We start from the raw sequence: 16855 nt of genomic DNA, 5'->3' as shown, positions 1-16855 counted from the left end.
CCTCGATCGGTTCCGGGAAGGCTGCAGTTTCCTTCCCGGACCGCGACCGGGGTGCCGCCCGGCATCCGAAGATGCCGGGCGTCGTGCGGTTAGTACATCAGGACCACTGGGTAGCCCAGCTGGTAGATCAGCACGCGAAACATCACGGAGGTGGCCAGCGCGCCGATGGCGGCGACGACCATGAGCGTCTTGGAGGCGCCCACCTTCTTCTTCGCCACGAAGGCGCAGGCCGCAGCCACGATCACGGAGACGATGGAGCCCCAGAACATGGGCGCTCCCGCGCCGGACACCATGACGGTCATCAGGCTGTCGACGTGCGTGGGGGCCGTGGTCATCGATGTCGGGTCGGCGTAGTAGCCGAATTGCGCGATCTTCGCCATGGCGCAGGCGATGACGAACACCACGTCGGCCACGATCTGCACGAGGGCCGCGATGAACGTCAGCTGGATGCCCGTCGCCTCGACGGCCTCGTCCTTCTTCAGGATGGAGATCAGCCAGACGGCCGCGGCGCCCAGGAGGCACGCGTTGCCCAGATAGAACGCCACGAGCGCCAGGCCCCACGCGGGACGGGCCGGCATGAGGTAGGAGTGCGCGGTGGCGACCATCATGAGCACGGCAACCGCGAGGGTCGCCCAGGCCAGCGCCTTGGGAACGGGCTTGCCGCCTCGAAGGACCACGAACCATGCGACGATGACGATGGCCAGCGCCACGCATCCGATGAGCTCCTGGGTGATGCCCGACGTGATGTGCCCGAAGCCGTTGAAGATGCGCTCCCAGTGCTCGAGGTGCAGGAAGGCTCCGATGCCGCCTACCACCAGCGAGACGGCGGACGTGATGAGCGCGGTCATCTGCAGGTTCCTGCCCTGGCCCTTGAGCGCCAGGATGGACATGCCGCCCAGCGTGCCGCAGGTCAAGCATACGAACAGCGTGAAGATGACGAGAGGCCACTGCGTTTCCATTACTCATCACCTCCTTCCCAGTGATGGTCGCGTAGGATGTAGGAGTACGACGGCTTGTTGCCCACGTCGGGCAGCTTGTGCACGTCGGCGTCGGTGAACGGCTCCAGGAACTCCACCATCTTGCGGCGCTTGCCCAGCGGGTCCTCGGAGCCCTCGAACGACTCGTAGCCGGCCTCGGTGTCGCCGATCCAGCGGGCGTTGCCGCCGCACTGGCTGACGCACTGGGGCAGCTCGCCCTGCGACAGCTTCTGCTCGCACAGCGTGCACTTCTCGACGACCTTCTCCTCCTCGTTGAGGTAGCGGACGCCGTAGGGGCAGGCCATGACGCAGAACTGGCAGCCGATGCACTTCTCCTTGTCGATCTGGATGGAGCCGTCCTCGGCCACGTGCGACGCCTCGGTGGGGCACACCTTCACGCACTCGGGGTTCTCGCAGTGCTGGCAGCTGATGGGCAGGAAGTACATGTACACGTCGGGGTACTGCCCTGATCCGCCCGGGATGGGGTTCGGCCCCACGCGCACCACTTTGTTCCAGTAGCTGCCGATGGGCACGTTGTTGACCGCCTTGCAGGCGACCGAGCACGCCAGGCAGCCCACGCACCGGTTGAGGTCGGTGATGATAGCCTTCGTCATGGTTTACTCCCTCCCTTCGTAGGTAGGCAGCCATTCCTTCAGACGGGGGTCGTCGGAGGTATGGATGATGGGCGTGCCGGTGGAGTCGCACGGCACGGGGTTGTTGAACGGCGAGTTCTCGGGCGTGGCCTTGTAGATCTTCACCTGGTAGGCGCGCAGGTTGGATGTGCCGGAGTGCGGATCCTGGGCGTAGTGGTCGATCAGCTGGTTCACCTGGGAGAACTGCCAGCCGTGGCCGGCGTCCTTCACCTCGGGGTACCACCACGTGTGCTCGAGGTTGATGACGTCTTCCTTCACGCCGTAGTACAGGTCGGCCACTTCGCGGATCTTGCCCCATTCGGTTTCGATCCACACCCAGTCGCCCTGCTCGATGCCGTACTCGGCGGCCGTCTTCGGGTTGATCTCCACGCGCGGCACGGGCCACAGCTCGCGGCACCAGGGCAGCTGACGATGCTCGGAGTGGAAGTACACCGGGATGCGACGGCCGGTGGTGGCGGTCAGCGGGTACTCCTTGATGCGGTCGCCGTCCTTCGGGCCGTGAGGCGGCTCGGTGTAGGTGGGAAGCCTCCACTCGGGATGGTCGGGATGGTGCGATTCCATGACGGTGGACCAGATCTCCTGCTTCATCGTCGGGGTGAACCAGCCCGGCTTCCAGTCGCCGATGCCCTTGCCGGCCGTGTAGTCGAGGCGGCCCCACACGCGGTCGCGTGCGCGCATCGCGCCGGTCTGGTAGCGGCGGTACGTGCCCCAGTTGCGCGGCTCGATGTCCTTCGCCTGCCACCAGCCGTGCTCCTGGAAGGCCTTGACGTACTCGTCCCACGTCTTGTACTTGGGCGTGACCTCGGCCATCGGAACGCCGTGGCGCTCGAACGTGGGCTTGCCGTTCTCGACGTGCCACGTGGTGTAGGTCAGCTCGTCGTCGGTGAGCAGCTTGATGGAGTCGTCCAGCTGCCAGTTGATGTCGGGCCACTCGTTGCCCGGCTCGTCGGTCCACTTCCAGTTCATGCGGCGGGCGAGGTCCATGACGATCTCGGGATCGTACTTGGCTTCCGCGGGCGGCTGCACGCACTTGACCGTGGCGCCCATGGCGCCGGCGGAACCTTGGCTGGCGCGCGGCGAGTTGAGCTCGATCCAATGGGCCACCGGCAGGATGATGTCGGCGGTGTCGTTCTGCGGCGTGTGCCACAGGTTGAGGTCCACGTAGAAGTCAAGCGAGCACAGGGCCTCCCAGGCGCGCGTGGTGTTCGTCTGGCTCATGAAGTTGCCGGACTCGTTCCAGAGGGCGCGCACCGGGTAGGGGTCGCCCGTGATGACGGCGTCCCACAGCGAATGGCTGTCGCACCAGTACTGCCACCAGCCCAGAAGCGGGAACTTGTCGATGCCGATCTGCTTGCGGTTGACTTCCTCCGGCGGGGTGGTGGCGCCGGGGGCCCAGGCGCTGAAGCCCTGGAGGTCGCCGTCGATGGGGACGATGGTCGGGCCGCGGTTGCCGCCCGGGGTGTCCATGTTGCCGGTGATGCCCACGAGGTTGTCGAAGGCGCTGCAGTTCTGGATGGCGCTGCAGAAGTGCTCGACCGCCAGCATGTACTGGATGCCGCCGTTGCCGTAGCCGGTGGACGGGTCGATGCGCGTGCCGTAGGCCGTGGCCGCCGCCTCGATCTCGGAGGCGGGGATGCCGGTGATCTCGGCCGCCACCTCGGGCTTGTACTCGGCGGCGCGGGCCTTGTAGTGCTCCCACACCGGCTTGACCTTCACGGTCTTGCCGTCCTTCAGCGTGATCTCGAACTCGCCTTCCAGCGCGGGGTCGATGGCGGGGTCGAACGGCATGGGATCGGGCAGCCAGCCCTGCGTCTGGCCCGGCAGCAGGTTGTCCTGCGCGGCCTCGCGGCCTTGGCGCGCCTTCTCGGAGTCGTAGTTCTCGCCCTCCCAGAAGCCGCCGGTCTCGTCGATGACGCCTTCCTGGTCGGCGTTGAACCAGGTGAACGCGCCGTACTCGTGCTCGACGCCCTCGGCCTTCAGCTTCTCCCAGTTGTTGTCGTACACGAGGAACTTATAGGGGCTGCCGCCCTCCTTGATGTCGCTTTCCTTGAGCAGCGCGGTTTTCACGTCCCAGTAGGAACCGTCGGTGCGCACGGTGGGGAAGCCGGAGGGCTCCATGTCCTCGCACACGAGGAACGGGGCGTTCGTCCACTTCTTCACGTACAGCTCGTCGTAGAGCTTCTTCTCGATGATGACGTTCGTCCAGGCCAGGGCCAGGGCGCCGTCGGTGCCGGGGCGCAGGTGCTGCCAGTAGTCGGCTTCCTTGCCCATGTTGGCCATGCGGGGGTCGACGCTGATGTGCACGTCGGCGCGCGATGCCACGTCCACCGTGGTGCGGCAGGAGTCGTCGTAGTTGGACAGCTCGGACGCGCCGCCCCACTGCACGTACACTTTCGGGCGCGTGATGGTTTCCATCCACGACATGGCGAACTGCGACACCATGGTGGTGGCGAAGTGGCGCGGGCCCTTGCAGATCTGCCAGGCCTCAACGTTGTTCGGCGTTTCCAGCATGTTCTTCAGGATGGACTCCGAGTGCATGCACCAGATGCGCGACGTGCCCACCTGGCAGGCGATGGCCTCGCCGCCGTGCTTCGCCTTGATGTCCATGAAGTTGTCCACGATGGACTGCATGGCCTCGTCCCACGAGATGCGCTGCCAGCCGGGCTCCTCGCCCTTCGGGTTCGTGCGCTTCATGGGATAGTGCAGACGGTCGGGGTGGTACGCCGCCTGGATGGACGACTGCGACTTCGTGCAGCAGTTGCCCATGGACTGGAACGCTCCCTCGTCGCCCTCGACGCGTATGGCCCGCCCGTTCTGGACGATGACCTTGACGCCGCACTCCATCTTGCCGCAGCCGCGGCAGCACGTTTTCACGGCCACGGTGTCGTTGCCGGACACGCTGCTGTACGTCTCTTCGGCCAGCGCGGTGTGCGTCGAAGCGCCGAACGCCGCGGCTGCCGCACCGGTGATGGCGGCGGTCTTGACGAACGTGCGTCGTGACATGGTCAGGTTACCCATACTCCTCCTCCTTCTTTCTCCTCGTTCTCGTCTTGCTCGTCTTCGTTCGGGCGATCGGGGAGGGGGGCTTCCGGGCGAAGCCTCGGGCTCCGGACCGGTGCAAAGTCCCCGTGTCGCTTGGGTTGACCATACGGATGCGAGGGGATGCAGAGCATCGTTCAAAGGTTGGAAAGCGGGTTCGACCGCATCATAAATTCTTATGATCTTGTGATCATGAAAAAATCGATGACGATTTGAACTGGAAAAACATCAAACGAAGGTCATAAACTATTCTGAAACTAGAATAACTTCCTCAAAGAGGGATGCTCATCTTTTCCGTATAATCGAACCCGTCGACAGAGGGGTCGGCGCGAGCGACGTTCCGTACGGGCTCACAGGGGGTGGGGCATGGAAAAGCTTCGGAGTGCATGGGATACTGCGTTGGGGACGAGCCTTTCCCTCACGCGCATCGCGGGTGCGGCCTTGCAATGGCTTTGGATGCTCATGATGTTCTACAGCATCGTGCCGTACGGCTTCTCGTCGGACGTGCGCGGCTCGCTGTACGTCAGCCTGATCATATCGCTGGTGGCCATGGTGGTGACCATGCTGTTCGTCTCCGTCATCGTGCGGCGCGAGCGGGTGAGCGGCAACCGCTCCATCGTGCTGGGATCGGCCATCATGATGAGCGCGGGCAGCGTGCTCACGCCGTTCTCCGATCCTACCACGCCCGTCGGCATGCTGGTGCTGGGCCTGAGCGCGGTCATGACCGGCACGGGCTCGGCCGTGCTGTTCTTGTGCTGGATCGAGCTCGAGTCGGGGCTGGGAGGCCGCTTGGCGCTTGTGGAGCTTGCCTCGTCGCTGTGCATCGCGTTCGTCGTGGGGTTCTTGCTGATCGTAGGGCCGGCGATACCCGTCATCGTGCTCATCGTTGTCATGCCCGTGCTTTCGGCGGCAGCTCTCAGGCGCAGCGCGCCCGATACGCCGCAGCTGCCGCGCGAGCCCGAGCAGCCTTTGTCGCGCCATACGGCGACCCTGTTCGCGAAGGCGCTTCTGGGCGCGGTGCTCATCGGCATGTTGATGGGGTTCTTCGACGTGGTGTCGGGGTTCAAAACCTACGAGGTGCAGGACATCTTCGGCACGTACCTGTTTCTGGCGGGCTTCATCGGAGCGTTGGCCGTCTGCCTGATAGCCGTGTTCCTGCAGCGCGACAGCGTGTTCTTCTCGTACCGCGTCTCCATGCCGATGCTGTGCTTGGGGTGCTTGTCCACGCCGTTTATGGCCGACAACAACACGTATTCGAGCGCGCTTATCTTCGGCGGCTACCACTGCTTCGTGCTGGTGCTGTGCGTGGTGTGCATCGACGTGGCGTCCAGCTTCCGTGTGAGCCCGGCGCGGACGATCGGCCTGGGGTTCGTGGCGCTGTACGGCGGCGAGACTGCAGGCCAGCTGTTCGCCCATTCGCTGGAGGCGACCGGGGTCAGCATGTTCGACCTTACGCTGGTCACGCTGGTGGCCGTGTCGCTGCTGTTCATCGCGCATTTGTTCCTGTTCACGGAGACCGACCTCATCAAAATCGGCATCGGCGAGGTCAGCCTGATGGGCACGGTGCCCGAAGAGGCCGCCGACGACCCGGCCGACCCGGTGGATCCGTGTGCGCTGATCGCGGAGCGCTTCGCCCTGTCGCCGCGCGAGACCGATGTGCTTCCGCTGCTGCTGGAGGGGCGCACCATCTCGCGCATCCAGGAGACGCTGTTCATCTCGGCGGGTACGGTGAGCACGCACATCCGCCACATCTACCAGAAGACGGGCGTGGACAACCGCCAAGAGCTCATCGACCTGGCCCACGAGACGGCCGCGCAGGACGAGGCGGTCTGAGGCGATGGAGACGGCGTATCTGCACGAGTTCGCGAAGGTGGCCGAGTGCGGCAGCTTCACGGCGGCTGCGCGCGAGCTGCATCTGACGCAGTCGACGCTGAGCAAGCACGTGGCCTTGTTGGAGCGCGAATTCGGGGCCGACCTGTTCGTACGCGACCGCAGCGGCGTGAGCCTGACCGAGGCGGGCGGCGTGCTGTACGCGCAGGCGCGGCAGATGGAGAAGCTGCTGCGCGCCACCGAGCTGCTGGTGCGCGCGGCGCGCGACGGGCAGGCTGCGGGCTCGACTGCCGGTGTCGCGGCGGGCGAGGGTGCTGTCGACGGCTCGCCCGCGGCCGCGGGGGACATGGCGCTGCGCTGCAAGTGCCGGCTCGCGGCCGAGCGCTGCGGGCTCGACCGGCGCGAGCTGGGCGCGCTCATCCTGTACGTGGAGGAGCACGGCTTCGAGACGATCCAGGGCGAGCTGGCGCTGACGCGCGACGAGGTGGCCGACGTGCTGGGCAGCGTGTACCGCAAGCTGGGCGTGGGCGACAAGCAGGAGGCGCTCGATTTCATCCATTCCGTTTCGGAATGATGGTAGACGCGCCCGCGGCGGTTGGGCATACTGCGTAGAAGTGAAAGCGCTATGAAGCTGGGGGGCTTCGAGCAAAGGGCTTCATCCGAAGAATGGATGGAGACCGAATATGAGTGCTTGTACTGCTGCGTCCGTCGAAGACGCGGCGAACAATCTTCTTGAGGAACTGAATAGCGGCGCGAAGTGCTTGTGCGTGGAGCACGATGCGTCCGACGACGTTGCGCCGGCGTTGCTGCGCGCGGCTCGCGCTCGCGTCGAGGCGGGGTCGAACGTGCGCGTCGTGTGCGCCGACGCCGTTGCAGCCGCGCGCTTTCGGGCGCTTGCGGCCGACGATCCGCTGCTGGGCGCGCTCGACGTGGTGTCGGTGCGCGAGCTGGCCCTCTCGATTCTGGGCGATGCGCGGGTCGGCGACGCCGTGGGACGCGACGCGCGCGTGCTGGACGAGAACGAGCTGGCCGTGCTCATGGAGGACGTGAAGGTGAGCGGCCTCAAGCCGGGCCGGCTGCGCGAGATGCTTAAGTTCTTCTACAAGAGCATCAGCGACTGCGCCGACGATGACGAGCGCTGGCTGATCACCGCCGAAGAGCAGACCGTGCACGCCATCCTCACCGAGAACCTGGAGGCGCGCCGCGCGCTGCTGCCGTGCGAGGTTTCGTCGCTGGCGTATCGCGGCCTTGTGAAAGCCGAGGTCGAGCGCGAGCCGCTGACGCTGGTGGCAGACGACTTTGGGTCGCTCAGCAAGGCGTCGCAGCGCCTCGTGCGCCATCTGGCGACGGACGGCCTCGTGGCGGCCGGCCGCACGCTGGCCTCGTCCAGCTCCGAGGAGCCGTACCCGTGCTTCGACGGGTTCCGCGCGCTTGCCGACGAGGCCGACTGCCTGGTGACGCTGGCGTGCGAGCGGCCGGCCGCGGCGCGCGAGTCCCGCGCGCGGGACGACCCGGCGGCCGAGTTCGCGTTCGCGGCGGCGTCCGTGGGGGAGTGCCTGGTCGATGGCTTCCGGCCAGGCGACGTGGCTGTGGCCGTGCCGAACGCCGCTTGGGGCGAGCGCATCGCGGCTGAGTTGGAAGGGCGCGGCATCGCCGTGGAGCGCGGGTTCGACGGCGGGAAGATCAAGGGCGACCCGCGCACCGAGGGCCGTTACGCCGACCTCAAGCTGGCCGCGTTCCTGCGGTTGTACCTCGATCCGCACGATTTCACGTCGCTGCGCTCGTGGCTGGGGTTCGGCGATTGGCTGCTGCGCTCCGATGCGTTTTTGGAGCTGATGGCGTACGCGCGCGACCATGAGACGACCGTGCCCGAAGCCGTGGCGCAGCTGCGCACGCAGCGCGACGCCGACCGCTCCTCGACGATCTTCGGGAAGTTCGACGGCCCGCTGGACGAGCTGGACGAGCTGCTGCGCGCCTGCGCTGGCGGGTTGTCGCGCGATGCTGCCGTAGCGCTGTTCGAAGCGCACGGAATGCCGTTGTCCCCGCGCCACGTGGAGCTGCTGGGCGACGACCCTGCGCATGCGGACGTCGAGCGCTTGGCGCGCTGCGGGTTCGCGAAGCCGGTGGAGGACGTCGCGCGCGATGCCGTGCATGTGGTCTCCTACGCGCGCTGCCACGGGCGCCATGTGCGCACGGTGTTCGTCACCGGCCTGGTGAACGGCTTCTTGCCGGCGAACGACGCCGTGGACGACAAGTTCACCATCGACCATCGGCGCGTGGCGCTCGAACGCGAGCGCGCGCTGTTCCTGGACGTGCTGTCCTGTGCGAGCGAACGAGCGGTATGCACGCGGTTCGTGCGCGACCTTTTAGAGAACACCGCGTTCACGAAGGTGCAGACCTCGCGCGTGTTCGTGCGCGACGGCGAGCGCTTCGCGCGCGTGACGCCGTCGGAGTTCGCGTCGCTGACCGACGAGGTGCTCTCTCCCGCACCCGACGCGCCTCGCGAGCTGCCCACGAAGGTGCTGTACGCGTCTTCGACTTTGTAGCTCCAACGGTCTGACGACCGCGCGAACCTTCGCTGACTTTTCCTGACCGGTGATTTTGAAATGATGAAAGGACTGATAGATATGAGCGATGTTGATGTATTCGTGATCGATGACGATTTCGATCCCCTGGCCGACCTGAGCCTGGACGACGGCGAGCGGGACGATGCCGAGGCGGATTACCTGCCGCCCATCCCCGATGCCGACAAGAGCGTGGTGCCTCCCGTGGTGCCGTTGTCTGCGACCGAGCGCATCGAGAAGCTGCTGGCGGGCATTCCCGGCCAGCAGTTCCGCCTGCTGCACGCCGTGGAATTCTGCACCGAGCCGAAGACGATGGACGAGGCCGTGGCCAATTTGGACGCGGCGTATCCGAACACGACGAGCGTGTACGGCTCGGCGCAGGTGGTGCAGCTGCTCGAGCGCGACGGCGCGCTGGAGCGCATCGTGGACGAGGACGCCGCCCATGCGGCCGCCGGCGACGCTGCCGATACGCCCGCCGAGGACGAGGGCTTCATCTCGGTGACGCCCGCTCCGCCGTGTCACTACCGTGCCACGCAAGCGGGCCTCGATGCCGTCGCGGCGCACGTCAACGAGGGCCTCGTGGCGGAGCGGATCAGCGAAGACGAGCGCTATCTGCCCATCTTCCAGCGCGTGCTTGAGATGTGCGCGCGCGAAGGAGGCTGCCCCACCAAGGAGCTGGACCAGGCGGTGGACGGCGACCCGCTGTGCCAAGAGCCGCGCCGCTTCTGCGGGTTCTTCCGCGGCAAGCTGGAAGAAACAGGCGCCATCGAATGGCGCGACGCCTGGACCATCACCGATCTGGGGCGCAGCGTGCTCGCGTCCGGCTTGTTCGCCGCCGCTTCCCCGTCCGAACGCTAGAGAAGGAGCCACCCATGTCCCACGATCAGGAAACCACCATCGCCGACGTGCTGCGCGGCCGCATGGCAACCTACCAGTTCCTCTCGCGCCTGTTCCGCGTGGAGGTGGACCAGGAGCTGTACGACACGCTGATGTCCATGCGCTTCCCGGCGAACACCGGCAACGCGCTGGTGGACGAAGGCTACCGGATGATCTGCGGTTATCTGAGCCAAGCCGACGGCACGGTGCTCACCGAGCTGGCGGTGGACTACGTGCGCGCGTTCATCGGGTCGGGCAACGACGGCTTCTCGGCCGCGTACCCGTACGAGTCGGTGTACACGAGCCCGAAGCGCCTCATGATGCAGGACGCCCGCGACGAGGTGCTGGTGCTGTACCGCGCCTTCGGTCTGGACAAGCAGGAAAGCTGGAAGGAGGGCGAGGACCATATCGCGCTGGAGCTGGAGTTCGAGCAGATCCTATGCGAGCGCGCTATCAGGGCGTACGAGGCCGGCGACGAGGACGAGTGCCTGAAGCTGCTGCTGTCGCAGCGCAACTTCCTGGAGGACCACCTGCTGGCGTGGTACCCCATGATGGCGGCCGACTTGCAGAAGTTCCCGCAGACCGACTTCTACAAGGGCCTGGGCAAGCTGACCGACGGCTTCCTGCGCAACGACCGCGAATTTTTGGACGCCGTGCTGTCTGAGAACGAAGCGGATTGCCATCCAGAGCGGAGGCCGCAGGCCGAAGCCGAAGGATCCCGTGCGGCGTCGGCCGAAACCGAAGTCGAGGTTGCATGATGGACGAGCACGGCATCGAGCCCAAGCGCGATACGGGCCCCTGCGTGTCGCGCCGCACGTTCGCCCTGGGAGCCGTGGGAGCGTGCGCCGTCATCGGGCTGGGCGGCGTGAAGTACCTGCCCAGTGCCACGTTGCTGCGCCCGCCGGGCGGGCAGGACGAGGAGCAGCTGGCGCGCGGCTGCCTGCATTGCGAGAAGTGCCGCGAGGTGTGCCCGAAGCATGCCATCGCTCCTGCTCATCTTGAGGACGGCATCTTGAACGCGCGCACACCGCGCATGGACTTCAAAAGCGGCTGGTGCGATTTCTGCGAGAACGAGCCGGGCGGGCCGAAGTGCGTCGCGGCGTGCCCGACGCATGCGCTTTCGTGCCCCGACCCGTCGCAGGCGATCATCGGCAAGGCGGAGATCAACCGCGACTGGTGCCTTGCCGCGAAGGGCATGGGCTGCCACGAGTGCGTCGACGTGTGCAACTACGAGGCGCTCGAGCTGGGCGCCGACAACGTGCCGGTGGTGGACGTGGATGCGTGCAACGGCTGCGGCGCCTGCGAGCTGGCGTGCATCTCGCTGTCGGCAGGTTCCATCACGGCCGGCGCCACCGATCGCGCCATCGTCGTCCGTCCGACCGAAGAAGTGGAGGCGTGATCAGGATGAAGAAGCTCAAAACCTATCGGCTGCGGTTCCTGATCATGCTGGCGCTGCTGGCCGTGGTGGCCGTGGGGTACTTCACGGCCGGCGGCATCGGCAACTTCTGCGGCATCGGCTTCGAGTCCATCACGCTGCTGTGCCCCCTAGGCGCGCTGCTGGCCATGATCGCCGAGCGCACAGCCATCCCGATGGCCGTGATCAGCGTTGCGGTCGTGCTGCTGGTGTGTATCGTGCTAGGCAAGGTGTTCTGCGCCTGGGCGTGCCCCGTGCACTTCCTGTCGCGAGGAAGGAAGAAGGGGGATAAGGGGGACAAGGAGGGTAAAGGGGGCAAGGTTGCTTCCCCTTGCTCCGCGTGCGCTTCCCCTTGCGGCAAAGCCAAGGGCATCAAGATCGACAGCCGTCACGGCATCCTCGCTGCGGCGTTGGGCTCCACGCTCGTCTTCGGCTTCCCGGTGTTCTGCCTCGTCTGCCCGATCGGCCTCACGTTCGCCACGGTGCTGCTGGTCATGCGCCTGTTCGCGTTCGGCGACGCCACGTGGACGGTCGTCGCCTTCCCGGCCATCATCGCGCTGGAGATCCTGCTGCTGCCGAAGTGGTGCCAGCGCTTCTGCCCGTTGGGCGCGTTGCTTTCGCTGTTCAGCGGGCTGAACCGGACGTTCCGCCCCCAGGTGGACGCCGAGAAGTGCCTGCGCGAGGGTCGCGGCAAGGCCTGCAACCTGTGCGAGCAGGCATGCCCCGAGGGCATCAACCTGCACGATGTCGCGGCGGGCGAGACCACGCTCAACGATTGCAGCAAGTGCCGCGCGTGTGCCGACGTGTGCCCCGAGCACGCCATCACGTTCCCGTTGCTGCCGAAGAAGCAGGCGCAGGCGACGCCGCTGCCCGTCGACGACGAGATCCCGGAAAGGGGGTAGGTCATGTCCCTGATCAACGGCCTGCTGGCCCTGCTGGGCGAGATCGAGAGCGATGCCATCGCCGTGCACGAGGAGCGCTGCATCTCGGTGCGCAACCGCAATGCCGACTGCCTGCGCTGCGTGGAGGCGTGCACGTCGGGCGCGCTGGCGTACCGCGCGGGCGAGCTGCTCGTAGAGCCCGAGCGCTGCATCGGATGCGGCACGTGCGCCACGGCGTGCCCCACCTGCGCCATCGAGCTGCGCAACCCGACGGATGCCGAGCTGACGGCGCAGCTCAAGCACTCCATCGTGGCGACGAAAGGCCATCCGGTCATCGTGTGCGAGCAGGCGCTCGAGGCGGCCAACGTCGCGGCCGACGATGCGTCGGCCGCGTGCGCGGTGCCGTGCCTGGGGCGCATGGACGAGTCGGCGCTCGTGGGGTTGGCGGCGTACCGCGCCTTCGACGCGACGCTGGCCTGCGGTTCGTGCGAGACGTGCCCACATGCTCCGGGCGGCGCGCTCGTGCGCGAGGTGGTGGAGGGCGCGCGCAACCTGCTTGAGGCGTTCGGATCCTCCATGCCCATCGACCTGGAGGAATGCGTGCCCGAGCGCGTGTTGGAGCCCGGCGGGTCGCACGGCCAGGCAGGCAGCGACGGGGTGGGGCGGCGCGACTTCTTCCGCTCGGCCAAGGACGCATCGACCCGCGCAGCTGGCGCGGCGGTGGCCGAGGAGTTGGGGATGGTCGAGGCCGAGCCCGTTCCTGCGGCGTATCGCAAAGTGGGCGCAGATGGGACGCTGTCGCAGTTCGTCCCCACGCGCCGCGTGCGGCTGTACAACTACCTGCAGCACGTGGGGCAACCGACGGCCGACGAGGTGGAGACGCGTGTCATCGGCGCCGTGTCCATCGATGCCCAGAAGTGCAGTTCGTGCCGCATGTGCGCGGTGTTCTGTCCCACGGGCGCCATCAAGAAGCTCGACGAGGGCGGCGTGTTCGGCATCGTGCACCGTCCGAGCGCCTGCATGCAGTGCCGCCTGTGCGAGCACATCTGTCCCGAGCAGGCCATCGCGGTGAGCGGGCGCGTGCCTATCAAGCAGTTCATGGGCAAGGAAGCCGTGTGCTTCGCTATGAAGCGTCCAACCTGGACCCCGAACAAGCCCTCATCGATGTACGATAAACTGCACGCGACGCTCGGCGAACACTTGGAGATGTGCATGTTCTAGGGAAGTTCCGGCGGTTTGTCGGCCGCCGGAACTGCTCGACGCTGCGGAGCTCCCTGGCACCCGATCTCGCGTCGAGGCCGAGGACTCGCGTACCGAAGTACGCTTCGCCCTCGCCCTCCCCACGATCTCGGGCACCAGGGAGCCCCTCGCTGACGCTACGAACGACCGGTGATTTTGGAGGAACGAACGCATGATCAACTACACGCTGCCGGATTTCACGGTGGGGCTGGGGCTCAACCTGTTCTTCATCCGCTTGCTGGAGCAGCGCCCGGCGCTGTTCCAGGACGGCGTGCGCATCGACAGCGTGTACGGCTGCTTTCCCGCGTGCGACCTGAACGGCGGCCGCGCGTTCTTGCGCGAGCGAGCCACGCCCCGGCAGATGGAGGAGGCGTTCTCGCTCTTGGCCGAGCACGGCGTAAAGGCGCGTCTCACGCTGACGAACATGCTGGCCGACGAGGACGACCTGCGCGACGAGTACCTGAACGCGATGCTCGCCATCGCCGGCCGCTACGATGCCGAGGCCATCGTGTACGCCGACCTCGTGGGCAACTACGTGCGCGAGCGCTACGGCATGCGCTGCGTGCTGTCCACCACGCGCGCGCTGGCGGACGCAGCCGAGGCCAACCGCATGACGAAGCGCTACGACTACGTGGTGCTCGACTACAACCGCCACAAGGATCCGGCGTTTCTCGCGGCGCTCGAAGACCGCGACAAGGTGGAGGTCATGGTGAACGAGTTCTGCGCCTACCAGTGCCCGCATCGTGCACAGCACTACCTCCACAACAGCGAGGATCAGCGGTCGGGCGCGATGCGCCCCTTCGAGTGCGTTGCGAAGCGCGCCGATTTCTTCGACCACGAGCCGGGCCACCCGGTGATCTTCACCGATCAGGAGGTGCGCGACCTGCACGACGAGTACGGCATCGGGTACTTCAAAATCGTCGGCCGCGGCGTGGCCTTCCAAACCGTGCTCGAGGCCTACGCGTACTACCTCGTGCGCCCCAAGTACCGCGAAGACGTCAAGCGCATGGTCATGCGCGCCGCAGGGTAGGGGCGGCGGGGAAGAGCTGCTGGTTTTGCATGGGGTCAGGCGTCTGTTGCACAAAAACCCGTGACGTGCGATCTGAACCGATGTTTTCTTGTCGCCCACTCTGATCGGTTTTGAAGAATCCCCAGGTCGTTGAATCGCCCTCGATTGCAGTGCGCGGTGCATTCGCGAGAGACGGCCGTTCAACGGCCTTCAAGTCTCGTACGTCGCCAATTTTTGTGCGCTGAAGGGCGAATCACGTGCAGATGCCGTTCGCCGAAACGCTTTCGCGCTTTAAGCGTGGGACTTAGGCAGTTGTTCGCTTCTTGTGGAAACGCATTCGCGTCCACGCAGGCAAATCCGCGGCATCAGCTTTCAATCGGTTCGAGATCCACTGCCTGGTCGTCGTCGAACGCGTCACCCGTGGCAACGGCGGTGACGCCTTCGCTCGCTTGCAGTTCGAAGGCGATTTCGGCACTCGCATGCGCCCCGACGGCTTTGAGGGCGTACCCTCCCCGGTCGAGCGTGAAGACGCGGCTTCCGCGAGCCGTTCCTTCGCAGACGGTATCAACGTTCTTCTCATCGACGAATACGATCTTGAAGTCGCCGTCCGATACGGTCGCATCGTAGTCGACGCGAAACTCCCCGCCTTCGTTGGGGACGGAGATCCGAAGCCATGTTTCCAGGCCGGTCAGTCCGCCGATCTTTCTGTCGAACAGGGAGCCGGTTCTGTTCGCAACTGTGTACGTGTCGAATCCTTGGGCGATGCGGGCATCGTCGCAGTAGATCGATTCCTGCATCAGATTGAGGGGTCCTGCGCAACCGGCCAGAACCAGACACGCCGCCGCGAACGCCGTCGCCATGCCGCGTTTCCTGGTCATACGGCACCTCCTTTGCCGGGATCTGCCACTGTCTGGCATTCTAGCAGCTCGAAACGCGTCGGGGGGGGGGGGCACTTTTTGCCAAGCGGGGCTTCCTGTGGTACAAATGGCCGAATGGGATGACGGTGGAAGGGACGGGCGGATGACCGGGAAGACGACGAGCGCGCAGCGCGATCGCGAGCGGGCCGTGCTGGCGGCGGTCGAGCGGTTCGCGCCGCTGCGGCGCTTGGGCTGGGCGTTTCTGCTGGCCTGGGTGTTCTGCGTGTTCTACACCAACGCGGTGAGCGGCTACACGGGCGCGAAGGCCTCGACGTTGGCGGTTGGTGCGGGCTGGGATCTGTTCTTCACGGGGCTGCCGGTGTCCATGTCGGTGGTCATGCTCGTGCTCATCGTGGTGTTGGAGAAGCGGCTGGGCTCGCCCGCCCAGCATGCGGCGCTGTTCTGGATCGCGCCGCTGGCCACCGCGGTTTCCACGCCGCTGCTGTTCTGTGAGCTGCCCGATTTCGGCGCGACGGCTGCGCTGTTCGTGATAGGTGCGGTGCTCACGGGATTTGGCAGCGGCTTCATGTGGGTGATGTGGGGCGAGTACTACGCGAAGGTGACGCAGGAGGAAGTGGAGTTTCTCGCGCCGTCGTCGGCTGTGGCGGCCGCCGTTCTGGTGCTGGTGGTGTCGGCGATGCAGGGATGGATGGCGCTCGTGGTGGTGACGGCGTTTCCCCTGATGTCGGGCTTGTGCCTGCTGCTGTCGTGGCGGGATGCGCAAGGGCGCGACGCGACCGCCGAGTACCGGGGCGCCGCCGAGCAGCGCGCGTTCGCCGAGGCTCACGACAGCGCGCGGAAGGGGCTGCCGCGCGTGCTGAAGTCGATGGGGCGCGCCGGGTTCGGCATCCTCGCGGCGTGCCTGTTCGTGTGCGTGGAGGGGTCGTTCTGGTCGGGGTCGTCAGGGCAGGATGCGACGGCCGCCCAGGTGGCGCTCGTGGTGAGCATCGCGTTCATGCTGATGGTGGGTCTTTCGGCCACGGCGGGGCCGCGTCGGGTGTCGCTGTCGTTTCTGTACCGATGGATGTGCCCGACGCTCGTGGTGGGCTTCGCGGCGTTCATCGTGCTGGGGGAAACCGCGGGCGCGTACGTCGCCTACGTGGTGGCCATCGCCGCGCGCTTCGCGTTCTGCCTGATCACGCAGATGTATTTCGCGCGCTACGCTGTGCAGGGCGCGGCCACGCCCGTGCAGTCGTACGGTTTGGGATGGATCTTCGTGCACTTGGGCGATCTGCTGGGCGTGGTGACGCTCGTGCTGGTGGAGTCCGGCATGGCGGCCGGGGTGTTCTCGCTCGACCAGGTGGCGGTCGTGTCCATCGCGCTGCTGGTGGGCGCCACCATGTTCGTGCTCAGCGACGGCCGCGCGTTCGCGTTCGGCGCGCGCAACGAGGATGGCGTGCTGCACGATGCCGCTTCGAAGCGGTCGATGCCGGCGGGCGCGGATGCGGGCGGCGCG

Annotated in this window: 14 protein-coding genes; 10 read left to right on the top strand and 4 right to left on the bottom strand. The window is 66.3% G+C overall.

What is annotated here, in order from left to right; all coding sequences use genetic code 11:
• Window positions 1-89: 89 nt before the first annotated feature.
• From GT613_RS08810 to GT613_RS08800, 3 genes are read right to left on the bottom strand one after another with little or no spacing between them, the layout of a single operon-like run.
• Window positions 90-959, bottom strand: a complete 870-nt coding sequence (locus GT613_RS08810) for a DmsC/YnfH family molybdoenzyme membrane anchor subunit (RefSeq protein ID WP_015759998.1) — start codon at window positions 957-959, stop codon at window positions 90-92.
• Window positions 959-1591, bottom strand: a complete 633-nt coding sequence (locus tag GT613_RS08805; protein ID WP_009306099.1) for a 4Fe-4S dicluster domain-containing protein — start codon at window positions 1589-1591, stop codon at window positions 959-961. The genes GT613_RS08810 and GT613_RS08805 overlap by 1 nt, the downstream gene beginning before the upstream one ends.
• A 3-nt stretch (window positions 1592-1594) precedes the next feature.
• The gene (locus GT613_RS08800; protein WP_015759999.1) at window positions 1595-4648 is read right to left on the bottom strand and encodes a molybdopterin-dependent oxidoreductase; all 3054 of its coding nucleotides are present in this window, start codon (window positions 4646-4648) and stop codon (window positions 1595-1597) included.
• 387 nt (window positions 4649-5035) lie between these two features.
• On the opposite strand from GT613_RS08800, the gene GT613_RS08795 reads away from it, so the two are divergent.
• From GT613_RS08795 to GT613_RS08755, 9 genes are all read left to right on the top strand, one after another.
• On the top strand, window positions 5036-6502 hold the full coding sequence (locus tag GT613_RS08795; protein WP_086414987.1) for a response regulator transcription factor: 1467 nt from the start codon (window positions 5036-5038) through the stop codon (window positions 6500-6502).
• Between the two features lie 4 nt (window positions 6503-6506).
• Complete coding sequence (locus GT613_RS08790) at window positions 6507-7073, top strand: LysR family transcriptional regulator (protein ID WP_009608208.1); 567 nt, start codon at window positions 6507-6509, stop codon at window positions 7071-7073.
• Between the two features lie 109 nt (window positions 7074-7182).
• On the top strand, window positions 7183-9045 hold the full coding sequence (locus GT613_RS08785; protein ID WP_161172589.1) for a hypothetical protein: 1863 nt from the start codon (window positions 7183-7185) through the stop codon (window positions 9043-9045).
• An 81-nt stretch (window positions 9046-9126) separates the two neighbouring features.
• Window positions 9127-9921: a hypothetical protein gene (locus GT613_RS08780; protein ID WP_086414985.1), complete on the top strand. Its 795-nt coding sequence runs from the start codon at window positions 9127-9129 to the stop codon at window positions 9919-9921.
• Between the two features lie 14 nt (window positions 9922-9935).
• Window positions 9936-10697 carry a molecular chaperone gene (locus GT613_RS08775; protein ID WP_009608133.1) on the top strand — a complete coding sequence of 254 codons (762 nt, stop codon included), beginning with the start codon at window positions 9936-9938 and terminating at the stop codon, window positions 10695-10697.
• Entirely contained in the window at window positions 10697-11338 is a 642-nt protein-coding gene (locus tag GT613_RS08770) for a 4Fe-4S dicluster domain-containing protein (protein WP_009608137.1), read from the top strand. Before GT613_RS08775 ends, GT613_RS08770 begins: the two co-directional genes overlap by 1 nt.
• A 5-nt stretch (window positions 11339-11343) precedes the next feature.
• Complete coding sequence (locus GT613_RS08765) at window positions 11344-12255, top strand: 4Fe-4S binding protein (RefSeq protein WP_021409892.1); 912 nt, start codon at window positions 11344-11346, stop codon at window positions 12253-12255.
• Window positions 12256-12258: 3 nt separating this feature from the next.
• Complete coding sequence (locus GT613_RS08760; RefSeq protein WP_009306110.1) at window positions 12259-13455, top strand: ferredoxin family protein; 1197 nt, start codon at window positions 12259-12261, stop codon at window positions 13453-13455.
• 190 nt (window positions 13456-13645) lie between these two features.
• Entirely contained in the window at window positions 13646-14503 is an 858-nt protein-coding gene (locus tag GT613_RS08755) for a hypothetical protein (RefSeq protein WP_161172588.1), read from the top strand.
• 344 nt (window positions 14504-14847) lie between these two features.
• Here GT613_RS08755 and GT613_RS08750 read toward each other — a convergent pair whose 3' ends face one another.
• Window positions 14848-15342 carry a hypothetical protein gene (locus GT613_RS08750; protein ID WP_009306112.1) on the bottom strand — a complete coding sequence of 165 codons (495 nt, stop codon included), beginning with the start codon at window positions 15340-15342 and terminating at the stop codon, window positions 14848-14850.
• Between the two features lie 160 nt (window positions 15343-15502).
• Between GT613_RS08750 and GT613_RS08745 the strand changes: the two genes are divergently transcribed.
• Window positions 15503-16855, top strand: a 1353-nt coding sequence (locus tag GT613_RS08745) for a LuxR family transcriptional regulator (protein ID WP_240132878.1), incomplete at its 3' end; no start/stop codon positions are given.

The organism is Eggerthella sp. BIOML-A4, from assembly GCF_009875575.1.
GTDB classification, from domain to species: Bacteria; Actinomycetota; Coriobacteriia; order Coriobacteriales; family Eggerthellaceae; genus Eggerthella; species Eggerthella lenta.
This window is presented reverse-complemented; position numbering and strand designations above follow the sequence as displayed.

Coding starts and splice junctions, on each gene's coding strand:
- GT613_RS08810 (WP_015759998.1), bottom strand. CDS start 959: ATGGAAACGCAGTGGCCTCTCGTCATCTTCACGCTGTTCGTATGCTTG.
- GT613_RS08770 (WP_009608137.1), top strand. CDS start 10,697: ATGGACGAGCACGGCATCGAGCCCAAGCGCGATACGGGCCCCTGCGTG.
- GT613_RS08760 (WP_009306110.1), top strand. CDS start 12,259: ATGTCCCTGATCAACGGCCTGCTGGCCCTGCTGGGCGAGATCGAGAGC.
- GT613_RS08790 (WP_009608208.1), top strand. CDS start 6,507: ATGGAGACGGCGTATCTGCACGAGTTCGCGAAGGTGGCCGAGTGCGGC.
- GT613_RS08755 (WP_161172588.1), top strand. CDS start 13,646: ATGATCAACTACACGCTGCCGGATTTCACGGTGGGGCTGGGGCTCAAC.
- GT613_RS08750 (WP_009306112.1), bottom strand. CDS start 15,342: ATGGCGACGGCGTTCGCGGCGGCGTGTCTGGTTCTGGCCGGTTGCGCA.
- GT613_RS08765 (WP_021409892.1), top strand. CDS start 11,344: ATGAAGAAGCTCAAAACCTATCGGCTGCGGTTCCTGATCATGCTGGCG.
- GT613_RS08795 (WP_086414987.1), top strand. CDS start 5,036: ATGGAAAAGCTTCGGAGTGCATGGGATACTGCGTTGGGGACGAGCCTT.
- GT613_RS08800 (WP_015759999.1), bottom strand. CDS start 4,648: ATGGGTAACCTGACCATGTCACGACGCACGTTCGTCAAGACCGCCGCC.
- GT613_RS08805 (WP_009306099.1), bottom strand. CDS start 1,591: ATGACGAAGGCTATCATCACCGACCTCAACCGGTGCGTGGGCTGCCTG.
- GT613_RS08785 (WP_161172589.1), top strand. CDS start 7,183: ATGAGTGCTTGTACTGCTGCGTCCGTCGAAGACGCGGCGAACAATCTT.
- GT613_RS08780 (WP_086414985.1), top strand. CDS start 9,127: ATGAGCGATGTTGATGTATTCGTGATCGATGACGATTTCGATCCCCTG.
- GT613_RS08775 (WP_009608133.1), top strand. CDS start 9,936: ATGTCCCACGATCAGGAAACCACCATCGCCGACGTGCTGCGCGGCCGC.